The organism is Enterococcus mundtii (assembly GCF_003957375.1).
Lineage (GTDB): Bacteria > Bacillota > Bacilli > Lactobacillales > Enterococcaceae > Enterococcus_B > Enterococcus_B spodopteracolus.
In genome coordinates, this window is sequence record NZ_CP025473.1 from 2557487 (window position 1) to 2575022 (window position 17536).

General features: G+C 39.6%; 16 protein-coding genes. 3 read left to right on the forward strand and 13 right to left on the reverse strand.

Annotated elements, in window-relative coordinates:
* Positions 1-4 precede the first annotated feature (4 nt).
* Positions 5-565: an aminoacyl-tRNA hydrolase gene (pth, locus tag CYK55_RS12450; RefSeq protein ID WP_034688561.1), complete on the reverse strand. Its 561-nt coding sequence runs from the start codon at positions 563-565 to the stop codon at positions 5-7.
* 346 nt (positions 566-911) lie between these two features.
* On the opposite strand from pth, the gene CYK55_RS12455 reads away from it, so the two are divergent.
* Together CYK55_RS12455 and CYK55_RS12460 are read left to right on the forward strand one after the other, a co-directional pair.
* Positions 912-1886: an L-lactate dehydrogenase gene (locus CYK55_RS12455; protein WP_019722338.1), complete on the forward strand. Its 975-nt coding sequence runs from the start codon at positions 912-914 to the stop codon at positions 1884-1886.
* 295 nt (positions 1887-2181) lie between these two features.
* Positions 2182-3582, forward strand: coding sequence for a L,D-transpeptidase family protein (locus CYK55_RS12460; protein ID WP_034688562.1), 1401 nt, complete (start codon positions 2182-2184; stop codon positions 3580-3582).
* 48 nt (positions 3583-3630) lie between these two features.
* Here CYK55_RS12460 and CYK55_RS12465 read toward each other — a convergent pair whose 3' ends face one another.
* Positions 3631-4137 (reverse strand): VanZ family protein, encoded by a 507-nt coding sequence (locus CYK55_RS12465; RefSeq protein ID WP_126134376.1) that lies wholly within the window; start codon positions 4135-4137, stop codon positions 3631-3633.
* A 122-nt stretch (positions 4138-4259) separates the two neighbouring features.
* On the opposite strand from CYK55_RS12465, the gene CYK55_RS12470 reads away from it, so the two are divergent.
* Entirely contained in the window at positions 4260-6059 is a 1800-nt protein-coding gene (locus CYK55_RS12470) for a M3 family oligoendopeptidase (RefSeq protein ID WP_034688566.1), read from the forward strand.
* 122 nt (positions 6060-6181) lie between these two features.
* On the opposite strand, the gene CYK55_RS12475 is transcribed toward CYK55_RS12470, so the two are convergent.
* The 11 genes from CYK55_RS12475 to def form a co-directional block, all read right to left on the reverse strand.
* A complete protein-coding gene (locus CYK55_RS12475; protein WP_126134377.1) occupies positions 6182-7684 on the reverse strand; it encodes a PcsB-like coiled-coil domain-containing protein in 1503 nt (500 codons plus the stop codon).
* Positions 7685-8045: 361 nt separating this feature from the next.
* Positions 8046-8570, reverse strand: coding sequence for a rod shape-determining protein MreD (gene mreD / locus CYK55_RS12480; protein ID WP_034688569.1), 525 nt, complete (start codon positions 8568-8570; stop codon positions 8046-8048).
* A 3-nt stretch (positions 8571-8573) separates the two neighbouring features.
* The gene (gene mreC, locus CYK55_RS12485) at positions 8574-9428 is read right to left on the reverse strand and encodes a rod shape-determining protein MreC (RefSeq protein WP_010734107.1); all 855 of its coding nucleotides are present in this window, start codon (positions 9426-9428) and stop codon (positions 8574-8576) included.
* Between the two features lie 159 nt (positions 9429-9587).
* On the reverse strand, positions 9588-10226 hold the full coding sequence (locus CYK55_RS12490; RefSeq protein WP_034688570.1) for a thiamine diphosphokinase: 639 nt from the start codon (positions 10224-10226) through the stop codon (positions 9588-9590).
* Positions 10226-10876, reverse strand: coding sequence for a ribulose-phosphate 3-epimerase (gene rpe, locus CYK55_RS12495; RefSeq protein ID WP_010734105.1), 651 nt, complete (start codon positions 10874-10876; stop codon positions 10226-10228). The genes CYK55_RS12490 and rpe overlap by 1 nt, the downstream gene beginning before the upstream one ends.
* A 12-nt stretch (positions 10877-10888) precedes the next feature.
* Positions 10889-11788: a ribosome small subunit-dependent GTPase A gene (gene rsgA, locus CYK55_RS12500; RefSeq protein WP_200868963.1), complete on the reverse strand. Its 900-nt coding sequence runs from the start codon at positions 11786-11788 to the stop codon at positions 10889-10891.
* Positions 11789-11939: 151 nt separating this feature from the next.
* A complete protein-coding gene (pknB, locus tag CYK55_RS12505; RefSeq protein ID WP_126134378.1) occupies positions 11940-13988 on the reverse strand; it encodes a Stk1 family PASTA domain-containing Ser/Thr kinase in 2049 nt (682 codons plus the stop codon).
* Positions 13985-14725, reverse strand: a complete 741-nt coding sequence (locus tag CYK55_RS12510) for a Stp1/IreP family PP2C-type Ser/Thr phosphatase (protein ID WP_034688574.1) — start codon at positions 14723-14725, stop codon at positions 13985-13987. Before CYK55_RS12510 ends, pknB begins: the two co-directional genes overlap by 4 nt.
* A 12-nt stretch (positions 14726-14737) precedes the next feature.
* Entirely contained in the window at positions 14738-16096 is a 1359-nt protein-coding gene (rsmB, locus tag CYK55_RS12515; protein ID WP_034688575.1) for a 16S rRNA (cytosine(967)-C(5))-methyltransferase RsmB, read from the reverse strand.
* Positions 16096-17040 (reverse strand): methionyl-tRNA formyltransferase, encoded by a 945-nt coding sequence (gene fmt / locus CYK55_RS12520; RefSeq protein ID WP_034688576.1) that lies wholly within the window; start codon positions 17038-17040, stop codon positions 16096-16098. The genes rsmB and fmt overlap by 1 nt, the downstream gene beginning before the upstream one ends.
* Positions 17033-17524 carry a peptide deformylase gene (gene def / locus CYK55_RS12525; RefSeq protein WP_034688577.1) on the reverse strand — a complete coding sequence of 164 codons (492 nt, stop codon included), beginning with the start codon at positions 17522-17524 and terminating at the stop codon, positions 17033-17035. Before def ends, fmt begins: the two co-directional genes overlap by 8 nt.
* Between the last annotated feature and the right edge of the window lie 12 nt (positions 17525-17536).

Here is a 17536-nt window from a genome sequence, read left to right on the forward strand (position 1 = left end):
TTTCTTAATTAAATTGATTCATTGTATCTATAAATGAATGGTTATCCAATAGAAATTCAACAGCAGCGACAGATTGATCGATACTTTGTTCGATCAAGGGTTGCGTCTCTTTACTAAAGGGACTGAGAACATGTTGGACGACTGTTCTTTTACCTTCTGGTCGACCAATACCAACTTTAATTCGATCAAAGATCGTACTATCCAAATGAGAGATGATACTCTTGATCCCATTATGTCCGCCTGCACTTCCTTTTTGTCGTAAACGGATTTTCCCGATTGCTAAATCTAGGTCATCATAAACAACCACCAACTCTTCTGGATAGATCCCAAAGTAAGTCATCAAGGGCCCAACCGCTCGACCAGATTCATTCATAAATGTTTGGGGTTTGACTAATAAAATTTTCTCACCTTTATGGAAAAATTCAGCTACTTCTGCTTCAAATGTGTTTTTCTTGAAGGTCGCTTGGTGTTTTTCAGCCAAACGATCCACCACCATAAATCCAACGTTATGCTTTGTATGTTCATATTTCGTTCCTGGGTTTCCAAGCCCTACGATCATTTTCATTTCTGCGCTCATCCAATCTTATAAACAGCACAAAAGGCTGGACTGCTCATAGGCGGTCCAGTCTTTGACTCGATTTTTTTATTATTTTAGCTTCTATTAGTATAACACACAATCCTTTGTTACAGCTAAAAAGTGAAATTTAATAAATGAAAAAATGATTAAAATTATAATTCAAAACTAATGAAATCATTGGTTTTGCTAAATAGTGAAATAACGCACATGTAAGCTTTTACATATGGTACAACCTTGTTATCTGTTATATTTTGTAACCAAATAGCGTGACAGCAAGCTTTTTCCATGTTAGCATAGGCATGGGAAAAACAAATCAATGGAAGGATTGATACAAATGACTGCAAACGCAGAAAAAAAAGATCATCAAAAAGTAATACTTGTTGGAGACGGTGCTGTAGGTTCTAGCTATGCCTTCGCTTTAGTTACACAAAATATCGCTCAAGAAGTTGGTATCATCGATATCAATACAGCAAAAACTGAAGGAGATGCGATCGACTTATCACACGCTCTAGCATTTACTTCACCTAAAAAAATCTACTCAGCATCTTATGCTGATGCACATGATGCAGACTTAGTCGTTATCACAGCTGGTGCACCACAAAAACCAGGTGAAACACGTTTAGATCTAGTAAATAAAAACTTAAAAATCAACCGCGAAGTTGTTACACAAATCGTTGACTCAGGTTTCAATGGTATTTTCTTAGTTGCTGCTAACCCAGTTGATATTTTAACTTACTCCACTTGGAAATTCTCAGGTTTCCCTAAAGAGCGCGTAATCGGTTCAGGAACTTCACTTGACTCTGCTCGTTTCCGTCAAGCACTTGCTGAATTAGTTGACGTTGATGCACGTAACGTCCATGCGTATATTTTAGGTGAACATGGAGATTCTGAGTTCCCAGTTTGGTCACATGCCAATGTTGCTGGTTTACAAATCTATGAATGGGTGAAAAATAATCCAGACGTTGATGAAGAAGCAATGGTCAACTTATTCTTCGGTGTACGTGACGCTGCTTATACGATTATCGAGAAAAAAGGCGCAACATTCTACGGTATCGCTGTAGCTTTAGCACGTATCACTCGCGCGATCTTAGACGATGAAAATGCAGTTCTTCCATTATCTGTTTATATGAATGGTGAATATGGACTAAACGATATCTATATCGGCGCACCTGCTGTCATCAACCGTCAAGGTATCCAAAAAGTCATTGAAATTCCATTAAGCGACAGCGAACAAGATCGTATGGCCGCTTCAGCAAAACAATTAAAAGATATCTTAGATGAAGCTTTTGCTAAATTGGATGCTGAATAATTAATTACTTGAGACGCTATCGTTCTCACTAAAAAAGAATACACGTTGTTCCAGAAGTAATGTCTTCGAAAACAACCTCATCTTCACAGGAAATCCTGAAAATCGACCTTCCATTTTCTAGGATTTCCTGTTTTTTATACATTTCGGATATAAAATCCTTACCTGACTATCGTTATTTTTCTAAGCAGTATGTTAATTTTTATATAAAGAGGGACATCATTTCGTCTTTTACCGTAAATTATGCTATGATAGAGTCGTTACACCCTATAACTATTATTATTAAGGAGTTGCAGATATGACAAGATCTTCTCATCGAAAAAAATCAATGCGTATTGGTTTGCTTTCTGTTCTCGGTGTGATTCTAGTATTAATCGGCTTTTACACCTACCGTAGTACATATTACACGAATCGTTTTCTTCCTAAAACGGAAGTCAATTCGATCAATGTAAGTAACCTGACTATCGACCAAGCAAATGACAAGCTAAAAGAAGCTTATTCCAATAAGACGATTTCAATCAAAGAAAACGGAACGGTTTGGAAAGAGATTGCAAAGTCCGATCTTGGTTATAAAAAGGATTTTTCAACTGATCTAGCTTCCATCTTGAAAAACCAAAATGCTTGGACTTGGGGAATGAACTATGTAGCTGCGGCCGAAAAACAAGAAATCGATCCATTAAGTGCGGAACGGGAACAACTGGATCAAACAATCGAGACATTGTCTACGGAATTGACTGAATTGAATAAAGACCGTACGCCTACTGCCGATGCAACGATTGAAAAGTCTGGTGACTCATTTAAAATCAAGCCTGAAGTAAAAGGGAACACGGTCGATGTCGAAGCCGTTACGAAGGAATTGACAACTGTTGTCAATGATGGAAAAGATACAATTGATCTGACTGAGTTCCAAAAAGAACCAACGGTCACATCTACAGATAAAAAGTTGACTGAGCAGTTAACGACAATGAATAATATCGCTAAAGTAAAAGGAACTTACAGTATCAATGGTGAAACAGTTACGATCCCTTCTTCACTCATCGTTGAATGGCTCACCTATGAAGATGGAAAACCTGTGCTTGATTCAGAAAAAGTTCGTCAATATGTTAGTGAACTTGGCGAAAAATACAATACAAGTACGAATGATACTAAATTCAAAAGTACCAAACGTGGAGAAGTAACTGTTCCTGCTGGCACATTCAGTTGGACGATCCAAACAGATAGCGAAGTAACAGCTTTAACAGAAGCGATTTTAGCAGGACAAGATTTCACACGTTCACCAATTGTTCAAGGTAGTACAACTGCCGATCACCCATTGATTGAGGATACGTATATTGAGGTCGATTTAGAGAATCAACATATGTGGTTCTACAAAGACGGGAAAGTAGCACTTGAAACAGATATCGTTTCAGGAAAACCTTCTACCCCTACTCCTCCTGGTGTCTTTTATGTCTGGAATAAAGAAGAAAATGCTGTATTAAGAGGAACGAACGATGATGGTACACCATATGAAAGTCCAGTGAACTATTGGATGCCAGTCGATTGGACAGGTATCGGTATCCACGATTCGGATTGGCAACCAGAATATGGCGGCGACTTATGGCGAACTCGAGGTTCTCATGGTTGTGTCAATACGCCACCAGGTGTCATGAAAGAATTATTTGGAATGGTTGAAAAAGGTACGCCTGTTTTGATTTTTTAATCGTAACTACTAGAGCACAGTTGCAGACACGCAACTGTGCTCTCTTTTTTACTTTCTCTTCTTTATAAAAGTAAATAAAATACATATAACTACTGCAGTCAATGCTCCCATCGAATCAAGCATGACATCTTGGAACATTGGTGTACGATCGCCTGTCAACATTTGATGGAACTCATCTAAACCGGCGTATCCTGTCGCAGATAACCAAGCAAGAACCCCCGTTAACCACCAGATTTTCATTTTCGGGAATACGCCTAGATACAGACTACCTCCTAATAGAAAATAGGTACCAAAATGGGCGCCCTTTCTTAAAAAGAATTCAATGAATTTGCTGTATCCAGAATGGTCGATACTGATAATACTTTCTCCATAAGTAAATTGGATACCTGACAATGCCTCTTTAAAGGGTTGGTTTGGAAACCACGCATCAATTCTTGAAAGTTGCGATTGTTGTCCATAGGTTTGCGAGGAGCTATAAAATAAAATAGCCATAATCATTAATGCAAACACTAAATAAAAATTCCCATTTTTTCTTTGTTTTTTTAAAAACTCCATAAGTCACCTCTTCTTTCTATGATAGCTTTTTTTTCATAAAACAACAATGATTTCTCCAAGACTTATTCCTTCTTTAAATGCTATACTAGAGATAGTACCATAAATATGAGAGGGGTTTTTTGATGACTTATTCGCTTAACTGGGATTTAGATTCTATCTTTCCTGGAGGAAGTGCTTCAACTGAATTAAATGAACGTTTGGCTCAATTAGAACGACAAATAGAAACATATTACGAACAAATCAATCAATGGTCATTTTCATCCGAAGATATCGATTCTCTTGTGACGATTTTGGCACTTCAAGAAAAAGTAACCAATGGCTTCAGCCAATGTAATAGTTATATTACTGCTTTATTATCTGCTAATGTAAAAGATTCCGATGCAAAGATTTTGTCTGGTAAACTCTACGCTTCATTACCACGTTGGCAAGCAGCAGATACGATCTTATCGAAAAAATTTGCAGAAATATCTGACAATGAATGGACACACTTGATTACCCAAGATCAATTAGCTCCGATTGCTTTTCGTATGAACGAAATTCGTCGCGATGGCGCACGCTTGTTATCTGAAAACGAGGAGCACATTATCAATACATTATCTTTGGATGGTTTGAATGCCTGGAGTAGTCATTATGATACGATTGTCGCTAGTCTGACTGTACCATTTGAACAAGAGGGAGAAATCATTGAATTATCTGCTGGTCAAGCATTCAATAAAATGATGGGTGATCCTGATCCAGAAGTCCGCAAACAATTATTTACAGCTTGGGAAAATGCTTGGCAAGAAAAAGCACCTTTATTTACAGACACCTTGAATCATTTAGATGGGTTCCGTCTATCCACCTATAAACTACACGGTACAACAGATTTCTTACAAAAGCCTTTAGAATATAATCGCTTGAAAAAAGAAACATTAGATGTAATGTGGGAGACGATCCAAAAAAATAAACAACCCCTTGTCGATTACTTAACAAGAAAAGCCAATCTTTTCGGTAAAGAAAAAATGGAATGGCAAGACCAAGATGCACCGATCATTCTAGGAGATTTGAAAGAAAAAAACTTTACCTTTGATGAAGCGGCAGCATTTATCATTGAGAATTTCAATAAATTCAGTCCTAAAATGGCTGAATTTGCTCAAGACGCTTTTAACAAAAGTTGGATTGAAGCAGAGGATCGTCCTGGCAAACGACCTGGTGGTTACTGCACCGAATTGCCTGAAACACAAGAATCTAGAATCTTCATGACTTATAGCAATTCAGTTAACGAAGTCGCTACTTTAGCCCATGAGTTAGGTCATGCTTTCCATAGTAGTACGATGTGGGATCTTCCAGCGTTGAATCGTGAATACGCAATGAATGTTGCTGAAACAGCAAGTACCTTTGCAGAATTGATCGTAGCTGATGCAACACTTAAAGTGGCATCAACAAAAGAAGAAAAAATCAATTTATTGGATACGAAACTACAAAATGCTCTGGCTATGTTCATGAATATCCATTCTCGTTTTATCTTTGAAAATCAATTCTATACTGCTCGACAAAAAGGACTAGTGGCAGAACAAGAGATCACTGATATGATGATCGAAGCGCAAAAAGAAGGCTATGCAAATGCATTATCAACTTATCATCCTTATTTCTGGGCAGCAAAACTACATTTCTTTATTGATGATGTACCGTTTTATAATTTCCCTTATACCTTTGGTTACCTGTTCAGTCTAGGTATTTACGCCTATGCTAACGAGCAAGGTTCAAGTTTTGAACAAGAGTATATCGACTTACTACGCGATACTGCTTCAATGACAACGGAAGAATTGGCTCAAAAACACTTAGGTGTAGACTTAACGAAACCAGATTTTTGGCAAGCAGGCATCAACATGGTCTTAGCAGATATCCAAAACTTCATGGAATTGACGGAAGAATTTATTTGATCATGCTTTCTAAGCAAGAAAATTTTAAAGGATCGAACAGACAGTTACCAAAACTGTTTGTTCGATCCTTTTTAGTTTCGTAAAAAAAGAACTAACTCACTTTAGAGTTAGTTCTTCATAAATTACATACTTACAGCAAAGTCAGGTGCATACCATTGAACTGAGCCAATTTTAACACTTTCGCCCGGTTGTGGTGCATGGATGTATTGTCCGCCACCTAAAGAAATTGCTACGTGGTAAGTGCCACCAGCTGCTCCCCAGAATAATAAGTCTCCAGCTTTTGCTTGAGAAACTGAGATTCTAGCTCCTGCTGATTCTTGAGGTACAGTCCAACCACCGATGTCACGACCAGTTACTTGTAGGTACACATAGCGTGTAAATCCAGAACAGTCAAATCCACTTGGATCTTTTCCACCCCATACATAAGGAGTCCCAATGTATTTCATCGCTTCAGCTACAATCGCTGCTCCATTAGTAGATGGAGCCGTTGGTGCTGGAATTGATGGTGCCGGCGTTGATGGCTCCGGTGTTGATGGAGCTGGTGTTGCAGGTGTTGATGGCTCCGGTGTTGATGGAGCTGGTGTTGCAGGTGTTGATGACTCCGGCGTTGATGGTGTTGTTGTTTCTGGAACAGATGGTGTAGTAGTAGATTCTTCTGTTGAAGATTCTGGTACACTACTTTCAGTTGTTGAATCTTCTGTTGATGTAGATGATTCAGGAACTGAAGATTGTTCTGTTGAAGATTCAGCACTTGATGATGATTCTGAAGTAGCTGATTCAGAAACTTCTGTTGATTCTTGTACTGATGAAGAAGAAGCTTGCTCTTGTGCTGCTGCAGCGGCAACTGCTGCTGCTTGTTCACGTGCTTCTCTTTCAGCTTGTTCTTGTGCTGCTTGTTGACGCGCTTGCTCTGCTAAACGAGCTTGTTCACGAATACGTGCTTGCTCTGCTTCAGCTTCTGCTTTTTGGCGGTTCAAGTCTTCTTTTTTATCTTCTGCTGTTGCTTGTTCAGCCGCTAAAGTAGTTTTTAGGACATTTAAATCAGCTTGTTTTGATAGTAAGTCGCCTTTTTGTGATTCTAAAGCCGCTTGGTTTTCTGCTAACTCTTGTAGCTTCGCTTCATTTTCAGCTTTTTTATCTTCAACTGCCTGTTTGTCTTCTTTTTGTTGTTTCACTAAGTCTTGGTTCGCACGTACAATTGATGACATTGCTTGAACGCGTCCGATAGCATCTGAGAATGACTCAGCATTCAATACTGCATCGATGTAGTTAGAGCTTGTACCTTTAACTTGTGTTTCACGTGCTTGCTCTTGGATCGTTGCTTCACGTTTTTCGATACGTTCTTGTAGATCAGCAATTTCTTGTGTCAATTGAGAAGACTCTTGACGTAATGTTGCTTGATTAGCTAATAAAGTTTCAGCTTTTGTATTGATGTCAGCGACTTGACCTTCTAATGCCTCGATTTGAGATTGGGCACTTGCTTGTTGGTTTTGTAATTCCGCAATTTTTTGATCTTGTTGTTGTATTTGAGAATCAAAATCTTCCGCCGCGGCTGCGATCGGTGATGCTACGGCAGTCAAGGCCATTGAACTTACCATTACTGCTGATACTAAACTCTTTTTCACTCTTCATTCCTCCGACTGGCTTAATTTAATAAATATCTAAAAATATTTAAGTCTTTCTTAACGATAACAAAATTGTACCATAGCAGTATGTCAATGAGATAATAGTTATGTTACAAAAACATTTCAAAACAACTGATTATAATGACAGAAATGTAAGATGACATGGTTATTTTCATAATACATTTTTCAACAATTAAATAATGTCCGTTTTAAATTAAATAAAAAAAGCTGAGCTATTGGGCTTCTCGCACCACCTAAAAGAGATTAAATGGCGGGAACAGAAGTAACTTCTTCGGAAATAAGGCGCCATCCACAAAAATTTGAAAAACAATTTTCGTGGATGGCGCCTTATTTTTCGAGACTAAACAGTTACGTCCCGACCTTCTTTGAATAGCTTCTTTAACGGGAATACAAGTAGAGCGAACAATACCATATTCAATAATAATGTTGGGCCTAAGTATTTAGTGATAAAGTACGTACTATCTACACTCGCAAGTTTGAATACCATTTGTACGATCAATGTAAACAACTCATAGCCTGTGATGAAAATGATGAGGCTAAAAAACTCAGTAAAAATATTTACATGGATGACCGATTTCATCCCATACATAATAAATACTAATAAAGGTAAAGCAACTGCGTAAATACCAATCACACCAATATAGTAAGAATCAAAGATAATACCTAAAACTAATGTCGTAATCAGTAAGTAGCGTTTGGAAAAACTCAAACTGCAAAATAGTAAAACCAATATCAAAAGATGCGCACTTGCCATGTAGTCACCGCTCGACCACCTGATCATCATTCGGGTAAAGTGCCCATCGATCAACATGAGTAAGAACAGGAGGAACGGCAAATAAATGGTCATTTTCTCTTTTTTCAGCATGGACTATTCCTCCACAAGACGTTTGATGATCGTTACTACTGGGAGATCATACATATCCGCATAAGGTTTGACATAAACTTCGCGATCTAGCCCATAACTATCTGGTTTTGTTTTGATGACTGTACCTATTTGTAGATCTGCTGGCGAGTTGCCTCCAAGACCTGATGTTTGTACTACGTCACCCTCTTTGATTTCACTGTCACCTGTTAGTTGTGTCACAACTAGCGCTTGTAACTTTTCGTCATAATTCTTGAGTAAACCGAAAGATTCTCCGTTTCCAGAAGATACGCGGACAGGGAAATGGTTGGAACTTACGTTTGATGAAGTCAGCAATTCTACTTTAGAAGAAGTGGCATTGACTTCAATGACACGTCCGACTAAACCTTTTTGCGCCATGACTGCCATATTGACTTCGATTCCATCATTTGATCCTTTATCGACGACTAATAGATCTTGCCATGAGTCAGGTGAACGAGTGATCACATTTGCTGTGACTCTTTCATAACTCGTCAACGTTTGGCTTAAATCGAGTTCGCTTTTTAGCGCATCGATTTCTTTTTGCATGTTCTTGTTTTTTTGAGCTATCTCATCATAGCTGTCGATTTTTTCTTTTAACCGTTCATTTTCTGAATAGGTGGTGAAAAGATGATGTACTGAATCCACGCCATTTTGGACCCATTTGACCGGAGCAGAAATCGTCCGATCGACAAAAGAGACACTGTCGTTCACAATAGATTGGAAGAAATTGGGCTTTCCTTCATTCGCTCGCTGGGCAGCTGTCACACTTAGGACCGTTACTACAATAATAACGATAACTAAGGTAATAATGATATTTTTATTAGGATTGAACTTCTTCACAAAGACACCTCGAATTAAATTAGACTCTTACCTGTAATTTTATCATTAAATAAGGGGAAACAAAAGGCTCGACCCTTCTTTTAAGCTTTTTTTAGCAAATAATTTAAACTGTCATTTTTCCGCTTCATTTCTTTTGCTACTTTGTCCTGAACCGATCCATCAATCTTTACTTTGGATGACTGAAATGATTCCTTCAGAGAAGCTGAAGGATGCTTTGTCAGTGACAAATTCATTGCTTGCATAAGAAGTTGGACGAGATACTTCCTCGTTTGATAGTTGATATTTGCTGTCAGATAGTGTCAATTGACTAACAGGTGTCAAACAACAGTATGCCAAATACTTCATTTCAGGAATTTTTTTTATCTCGTAAGCTCCTGGTAGATAGTAAGTGATTACGTTTTGTTTGTCTTGTATTTGAATCTGTCGTATAAAGGGCTGAAACCGTGGTTCTAGTGCTAACCATAGATTAGCTAATAAATGATCCAATCTTCCACCAGTTGCACCGATCAGTGTCACGCTTGCTTCTGGAAAGTGTTCAAATGTCTTTACTAAACCTAGCTGAGTGTCCGTATCGTCTTTCTCTGCTGGCGCTTGTTGTACTTCGACAGCTTTAGCGGATACTCGTTGATATTCCGATGAAGACAATGAATCAAAATCACCGATTGCTAGATCTAATGAATAGCCTTTTTCAAGCAAATAGAGTGCCCCACGGTCGATGCCTACGTATCGATCAAATGATTGCTGTGATAAGTCTGGCCAATTTTCTGGTGAGCCGCCTGCAACAAGTAATACTTCCATTAGCCTAATGCCTTTTTCAATTGATCGATTTGAGCTGCTGGATCTTCTGCACTATAGACATAGGAGCCTGCAACAAATACGTCTGCACCTGCTTCACGACAAATTTTTGCAGTTTCTGGAACGATTCCACCATCCACTTCGATTTGATAGGTCCAATCATTCACCTTGCGTAATTCCGCTAACTCCGCGATTTTATCCACTGTTTCTGTAATAAAGCTTTGTCCGCCAAATCCTGGATTGACTGTCATCACTAACACTTGATCAACTAAAGGCAAAACATGCTTGATCATTTCGATCGGTGTACCAGGATTAATAACGACCCCTGCTTTGACATCTAAATCTTTGATCATCTGGATCGCACGATGGATATGTGGTGTCGATTCCACATGAACCGTAATGATATCTGAACCTGCTTTTGCAAAATCAGCAATATAATTTTCAGGATTGATGATCATCAAATGAACGTCTAACGGTAGTTTTGTGACCGGACGGATTGCTTGCACTACATTCGATCCGAATGTAATGTTGGGAACGAATTGGCCGTCCATTACGTCCACATGGATATAGTCTGCTCCACCTTTTTCTACTCGTTCAATGTCTGCTTGGAGATTGGCGAAATCTGCGCTTAAAATCGATGGTGCTATTTTCATAAAAATACCCTCCTACTTTCTTCTAGTTTCTTTTTTGTTGTACATCGGTTTACGGTTTTCAACTTCTTGCAAAAATTGCAAGTAATTGTCATAGCGAGTCTGTGCAATTTCTTTTGCCGCTACTCTTCGTTTGACTTCACAATCTGGCTCTTTTACGTGCATACACTCTCTAAAGCGACAGTCTACAGAAGCATCGAGAAATTCAGGGAATTGTTTGGATAACTCGACAGGTTCGATGACTAAGAAATCAATAGAACTGAAACCTGGTGTATCGGCAACCAATCCATCATAGAGTGGTAATAACTCGACATGTCTTGTCGTGTGACGTCCACGTCCTAAAGAATCAGAAATTTCACCTGTTTCTAACTCAAGTTCTGGTGAGATTTGGTTGAGTAACGTCGATTTACCTGCACCTGACTGTCCCATGAAAACGGTCAGTCTTTCTGGAAAATAGCGAACTAATTCATCAGTATCACCTTGTGTGCGTGGCACGATCACTGGATAGCCGATTTTTTCGTAAGTCTCTTTAATTTCTTTTATTTGTGTAGAATCGACAGCTAAATCCGTTTTCGTCAAATAGATCACTGGCTCGATCGATTCATATTCCAACATGACTAAAAAACGGTCGAGTAGATTATAAGAGAATGTTGGTTCGATCAAACTCGTCACAACAACTCCTAAATCAACATTTGCTACTGGTGGTCGTACTAATTGATTTTTACGTGGTAAAACTTCTAGTAGATAGCCATCGGTCTTGTTTTCACTTTCAAATACGACTTGATCGCCAACAAGGGGCGTGATCTTTCGATTACGAAAATTCCCTCGACCTCGTGTCTGATAGGTCTCTCCATCTTTATATACGTAATAAAATCCACTTATTGCTTTTCTGATTTGCCCTTTAATGAAACCCACCTCCATTTTTAGTATATTTTACCATAGGACAACAAAAGTTAGGAGAAATCACCAAAAAATAGACCTAAGAATTTCCTCAAATGCCGCCGACATTTTGAATTCTCAGATCTATTTTTTATCATTGTCGTTTTAGTTCGTTTGATTCTGTCTACTAGTCACTATCCGTCGAGGACGGAGTAGTGGTACTACTGCTAGTTGTTTCGGAACTTGAACTACTGCTTGAACTACTAGAAGAACTGCTGGAAGAATCTTTTTCAGAACTTGATGATGCTTTCGCTGGGTCTGGTCCTTTTGAGTAAATCACATTGACGATCGTTCCTGATGTGATCGATGCACCTACTCCTGGATCTGTACGGATCACTTTGTCTTTTTCTACTGTATCTGAAAACTCATAAGTTTCATGACCAATGTAGTCGGCACCGATACCAGATAAGTAACTTTGCGCATCACTTTTCGTATAACCAGAAATGTCATTCAGTGTCTTCGCATCTGGTCCTCGACTCACCACGAAACTAATAAATGTCGCATCCGTCAATGGTTCCCCAAAACTTGGTGACTGACTGATGATAGCACCGGCTGGGACTGTATCACTATAATCGTCCGTTGCACTGATATTCGTATAGCCATTCGTTCTCAAAATACTAAGAACTGTTTCATAGTTTTGTCCAGTGTAATCGCTCATCGTCGGCTGACTTCCTTTACTAACAGTAAAAGTAATCGTATCTGATGTGGGATCGACTTCTGTTCCTTCATCTTCTGATTGTGAGATGATATTTCCACTAGTGACCTCATCACTAAATTCTTCTTCTTTTTTGATTCTACTTGAAGAGAAGCCTAAATCCAGTAGCTGCTTGCGCGCTTCATCGTAAGACATACCCGTAAAATCATCGAGTTGGATTTTCTTCTTACCTGTACTGATATAAAGCGTGACTTCACGATTTTGTTTCACTGTTGTTCCTGAGGCTGGATCTGTTTTGACCACATTTCCTTTCTCAATCGTATCGTCAGCGATTTCTTCAGTGTTCGTTGCTACCTTTAATTTTGCTTGTGTCAAAGCTTCTCTTGCTGAGGCTTCGGATTGACCCGATACATCGGGAATCGTTACTTCTCCTCGTCCACCTGAAGCAAATAAAATCGCTGTCCCAATCCCTAACAAAGCAAGCAAGACCAGCAAAATGACCCACCATTTTTTTCTTTTTTTAGTCTTTACATCTGGCATTGTTTCTTCGGGATCTGGTAATTCTTCCGCTGGTTTCTCTTCGGGAAGAGGCATTGACTTAAAGGTATCTGGCATCGGTGTTTCTGCCGTCAATGGTGTCAATACTCTCGTTTCGTTGTCCATCGCCTGGGGTTGCCATCTTTCTTCGTTTGCTCGTTCTAACGACAACACAGTTGCTAGGTCATCTGCCATTTCTTCTGCCGTTTTATACCGGTCGACAGGTTCTTTGGCTGTTGCTTTCAAGACAACATTCTCCAACGACTGAGGTGCCCCTGGATCTAACTCTTTGATTGAAGGCAAGTCATCTTGAAAATGTTTCAGTGCAATGGTGACAGCTGATTCCCCATCAAAAGGAACGCTTCCTGTCAGCATTTCATATAAAATGATCCCTAACGCATAGATATCTGATTGTTTTGTCGCCATACTACCTCTTGCTTGTTCTGGTGAAAGGTAGTGAACCGAACCAAGCATCGTATTCGTTTGGGTGATCGATGTTTCAGATAAAGCAATCGCAATACCAAAATCGGTGATTTTCACAACACCTTCATTATCGATCAAGACATTTTGTGGTTTTAGATCACGGTGGATGATTTGATGGCTATGTGCTAAAGAAATCGCAGACAAGATTTGTTGCATGATGTTTACTGCTGTTTCATAAGGAATCGGATAGTGCGTTTGGATATAACGTTTTAAATCCATTCCCTTTACATATTCCATAACTAAGTACTGCATGTTATCTTCTTCACCGACATCATACACACTAACGATATTTGGATGAACTAATTCGGTTGCCGCTAATGCTTCTCGTTGAAAACGACGGATCGCCGTTTGGTCATTTTGGAAATCAAAGCGTAGGACTTTGATTGCAACATCTCGATCTAAAATCAAGTCATGGGCTAAAAAGACATTTGCCATACCGCCACTACCGATGTTACCGGTAATTTGGTAACGACCATTTAATTTTCTTCCTGGCTCAATCATGCAACATCCTCCTTGTATTCAATAAGAAGAACGCTGATATTATCTGCTCCGCCAGCTTCATTTGCTTGGTCCACTAATTGCGTTACTTTTTCTGATAATGATCCTTCTTGATTGATGATCGTACCGATCGTTTCTTCTGACAGCATATTCGTCAAACCATCCGAACATAGAAGCAAACAATCTTGGAGTTGCCAAAGATACGTTGCAACATCGACTTCTAATGATCCTGGCATACCGACAGATCGAGTCAAGATATTCTTACGTGGATGATTGACGGCCATTTCTTCGCTGATTTCACCAGATTTGACTAATTCATTTACTAAAGAATGGTCTTCCGTCAAGCGAATGATCCGATTATCGCGAAGCAAATACGCACGACTATCGCCAACATTGGCAATCGTAAAACGTTCCTCTGATAGGGCAGCTGCTACGATTGTTGTTCCCATTCCGTTATATTCAAGCTGTTCTTGTCCTAATTGATGAATCGCGCGGTTTTCTTCTTGGATCGCTTGGATAAACCACTGCGCGATTTTTTCGTCATCAAGTAACGCTTGCTCTTCCCAGGCTTTCCCTAAATTTGTGACGGCCATTTGACTAGCAATATCGCCTGCGCGATGCCCACCCATGCCATCTGCTAAAACCGCCAGCGTGAGACCGACTTGGTTTTCAAATACACTGACATAATCTTGATTCGTATTACGTCTTCTTCCTACATCTGATTGATATTCAATCTGCATACTTTCACCTCATTACTTTTTGCGCAAACAACAAATGAAAAAGCCATCTGTATAAGATTGATGTGGATACAACGTCAACATCTTATCCTTGATTGATGATTGTAGCACAGGATCAACTAAAACATCAATCTTCTCAAAATCAGGATGTCGTTGTAAAAACGCTGAAACAACTTCTTGATTCTCTTCTTTCAAAATCGTACAAGTACTGTAGGTCAATATTCCTGAAGGTTTAAGAGCTGTAGCCACACTTTCCAAAATAGCTAGTTGAATAGCCGGTAAATTGGCTAATTCTTTTTCATTATTTTTATAACGAATATCTGGTTTTCGGCGTAACAAGCCAAAACCGGAACATGGAGCATCTACTAAAATACGGTCAAATTGTTCTGCTTCAAACTGTTCTTTGACTTCACGTGCATCCATTTTTTGTGCGAACACTGCGTTGGCAACTCCTAAACGACGAGCGTTCTCTTCCACTAGTTTTACTTTATGGTCATGGACATCTAGAGCCACGACTTCTCCTCCACAAGTTGGATCAAGGAACGTAGCGATGTGGGTCGTTTTGCCACCAGGGGCAGCGCAGGCATCTAGTACATGATGTTCTGGCTCAATCTGCATCGCTGGTGCAACAAGCATCGAGCTTTCATCTTGGATCGTCATCAATCCATCGTGAAAAAGTGTCGTAGAGGCGAGTCTGCCCTTTTCAGCAATTACACCATATGGGCTTATTGGACTTGCTTTTACATCTAGTCCTTCTTCTTTCAATTGATCCAGTGCTTGTTCACGCGAAAGTTTACGGGTATCAATACGGCCACTCACATGACTTGGTTGATACAATGAAAGACCTAGCTTTTCTGTTTCCTCGTAGCCGATTTGGTCAATCAAGCGCTGTGTCAGCCAATTCGGCAAACTTAATTTAATGGCTAAACGTTCGACTTCATCTGTGATAGTTTCCAGATCAGGTTTTCCTTGACGTAAATAATTTCTTAATACGCCATTCACAAATTTCCCTGTGCCGGGGTTGCCTTTGATTTTTGCAATTTCTACTGCTTCATTCAAAATTGCATGATCAGGTACTTTATCTAAAAATTCGAGTTGATAGACAGACAAATACAGCAAAGTTTTGACCCAGTCATCCACTTTTTTTGCATTTGTAATCAATGGTGCAACATAAAATGCAATCAAACGATGGCGACTGATCGTTCCATACACTAGTTCTGTAAACAGACCGATATCTTTTTGGTTAAGGTCGCCTTGATTGATCATCTCATTCAACAATAGATTGGAGTATGCTCCACCTTTGTTGACACGCTCTAATGTCATCAACGCCATAAAGCGAACCGAACGTTTCATTTTTTTTGGTATTTTCGCCATTATTTCACCTGCTGTCCTACAGCGACTTGTTGTCCACTGCCATTTAGAAATTCTTGTATTAGTTGTTTTGCTTTACCGGCAGGTTGCAATTCTTTGATCGATAATACCGTCTGTTCCCCACAAGCTACCCATAATTGTTTTTTATCTTTATGGATGATAGTTCCTGGTGTTTCAGATGTCGTCTCATCTGCCAACACATCTACTGCCCAGAGCTTCCAGCGTGTTCCTTCATAGGTTGTAAAAGCAATGGGCCATGGACGCATGCCACGAACTTGGCAGTCGATTTCTTCTGCTGTTTTTTCCCAATTGATTGCTTCTTGTTCACGTGTGATATTCGGTGAAAACGTTGCTTGATCCTCATTTTGTGGCGTAGGCGTCAATTCGCCAGAAATGATCTTTGGTAGTGTTTCTAGCAATAACTCTTTGCCTAATAGACTAAGTTTTTCAAACATCGTACCGACATCATCTTGTTTAGTGATTGGTAGGCTTGCTTGCGAGAAAATACCACCCGCATCCATTTTTTTGATCATCTCCATGATCGTTACACCTGTCTCTTTTTCCCCGTTGATAATGGAGTAATGGACTGGTGCACCACCACGATATTTTGGCAACAAAGAGGCATGAACATTGATCGCTCCATGTATTGGAACTTGCAATAGTTTCTCCGGTAAGAATTGACCAAACGCTGCTGTTACCAGCACATCTGGTTGCAAATCAATGATTGTTTGCATTTCTGGAGAACCCGTGATTTTTTCTGGCTGTAGCACAAGAAGATCGTGCTTCAACGCCGCCACTTTCACAGGTGTTGGGGTAATGATTTTTTTTCTTCCCACTGGTCGATCAGGTTGTGTCACGACAGCGACAATCTCATACCCTTGGTCAATCAGCCCTTCTAGTACAGGAACTGAAAATGCTGGGGTTCCCATAAATACGATTTTAGTCATCTAAATGTTCCTCCATGTATTCTTCGAGTTTTTCTTCGGGGATTTGTTCGATCATTTTATCGATAAATAAAATCCCATCTAAGTGATCGATCTCATGTTGAAAGGCACGTGCAAGATAGCCAAACGCGGTAACTTCGATTTCCTCTCCGTCACGATCATAATATCGAACTGTTACTTCATCTGCACGTTTGACTGTACCGTAGACATGCGGAATACTTAAGCAACCTTCCACATCGATACTTTCGTCTTTTGCCTCGATGATCTCAGGATTGATGAGTTCAAACTTATCTCCTTCATCGACTTCAACAATAGCGATCCGTTGATTTTTGCCGACTTGCGGCGCGGCGATGCCGACTCCGTCATTTGCCACCATTGTTTCATACAAGTTATCTAACAAGACGATGGTCTCATCAGTGATCATATCGATGGGTTGGGCTTTTCGATTCAATTTTTTATTTGGGTGGATCATTATTGGATAACGCATAGTGTTTCCTTT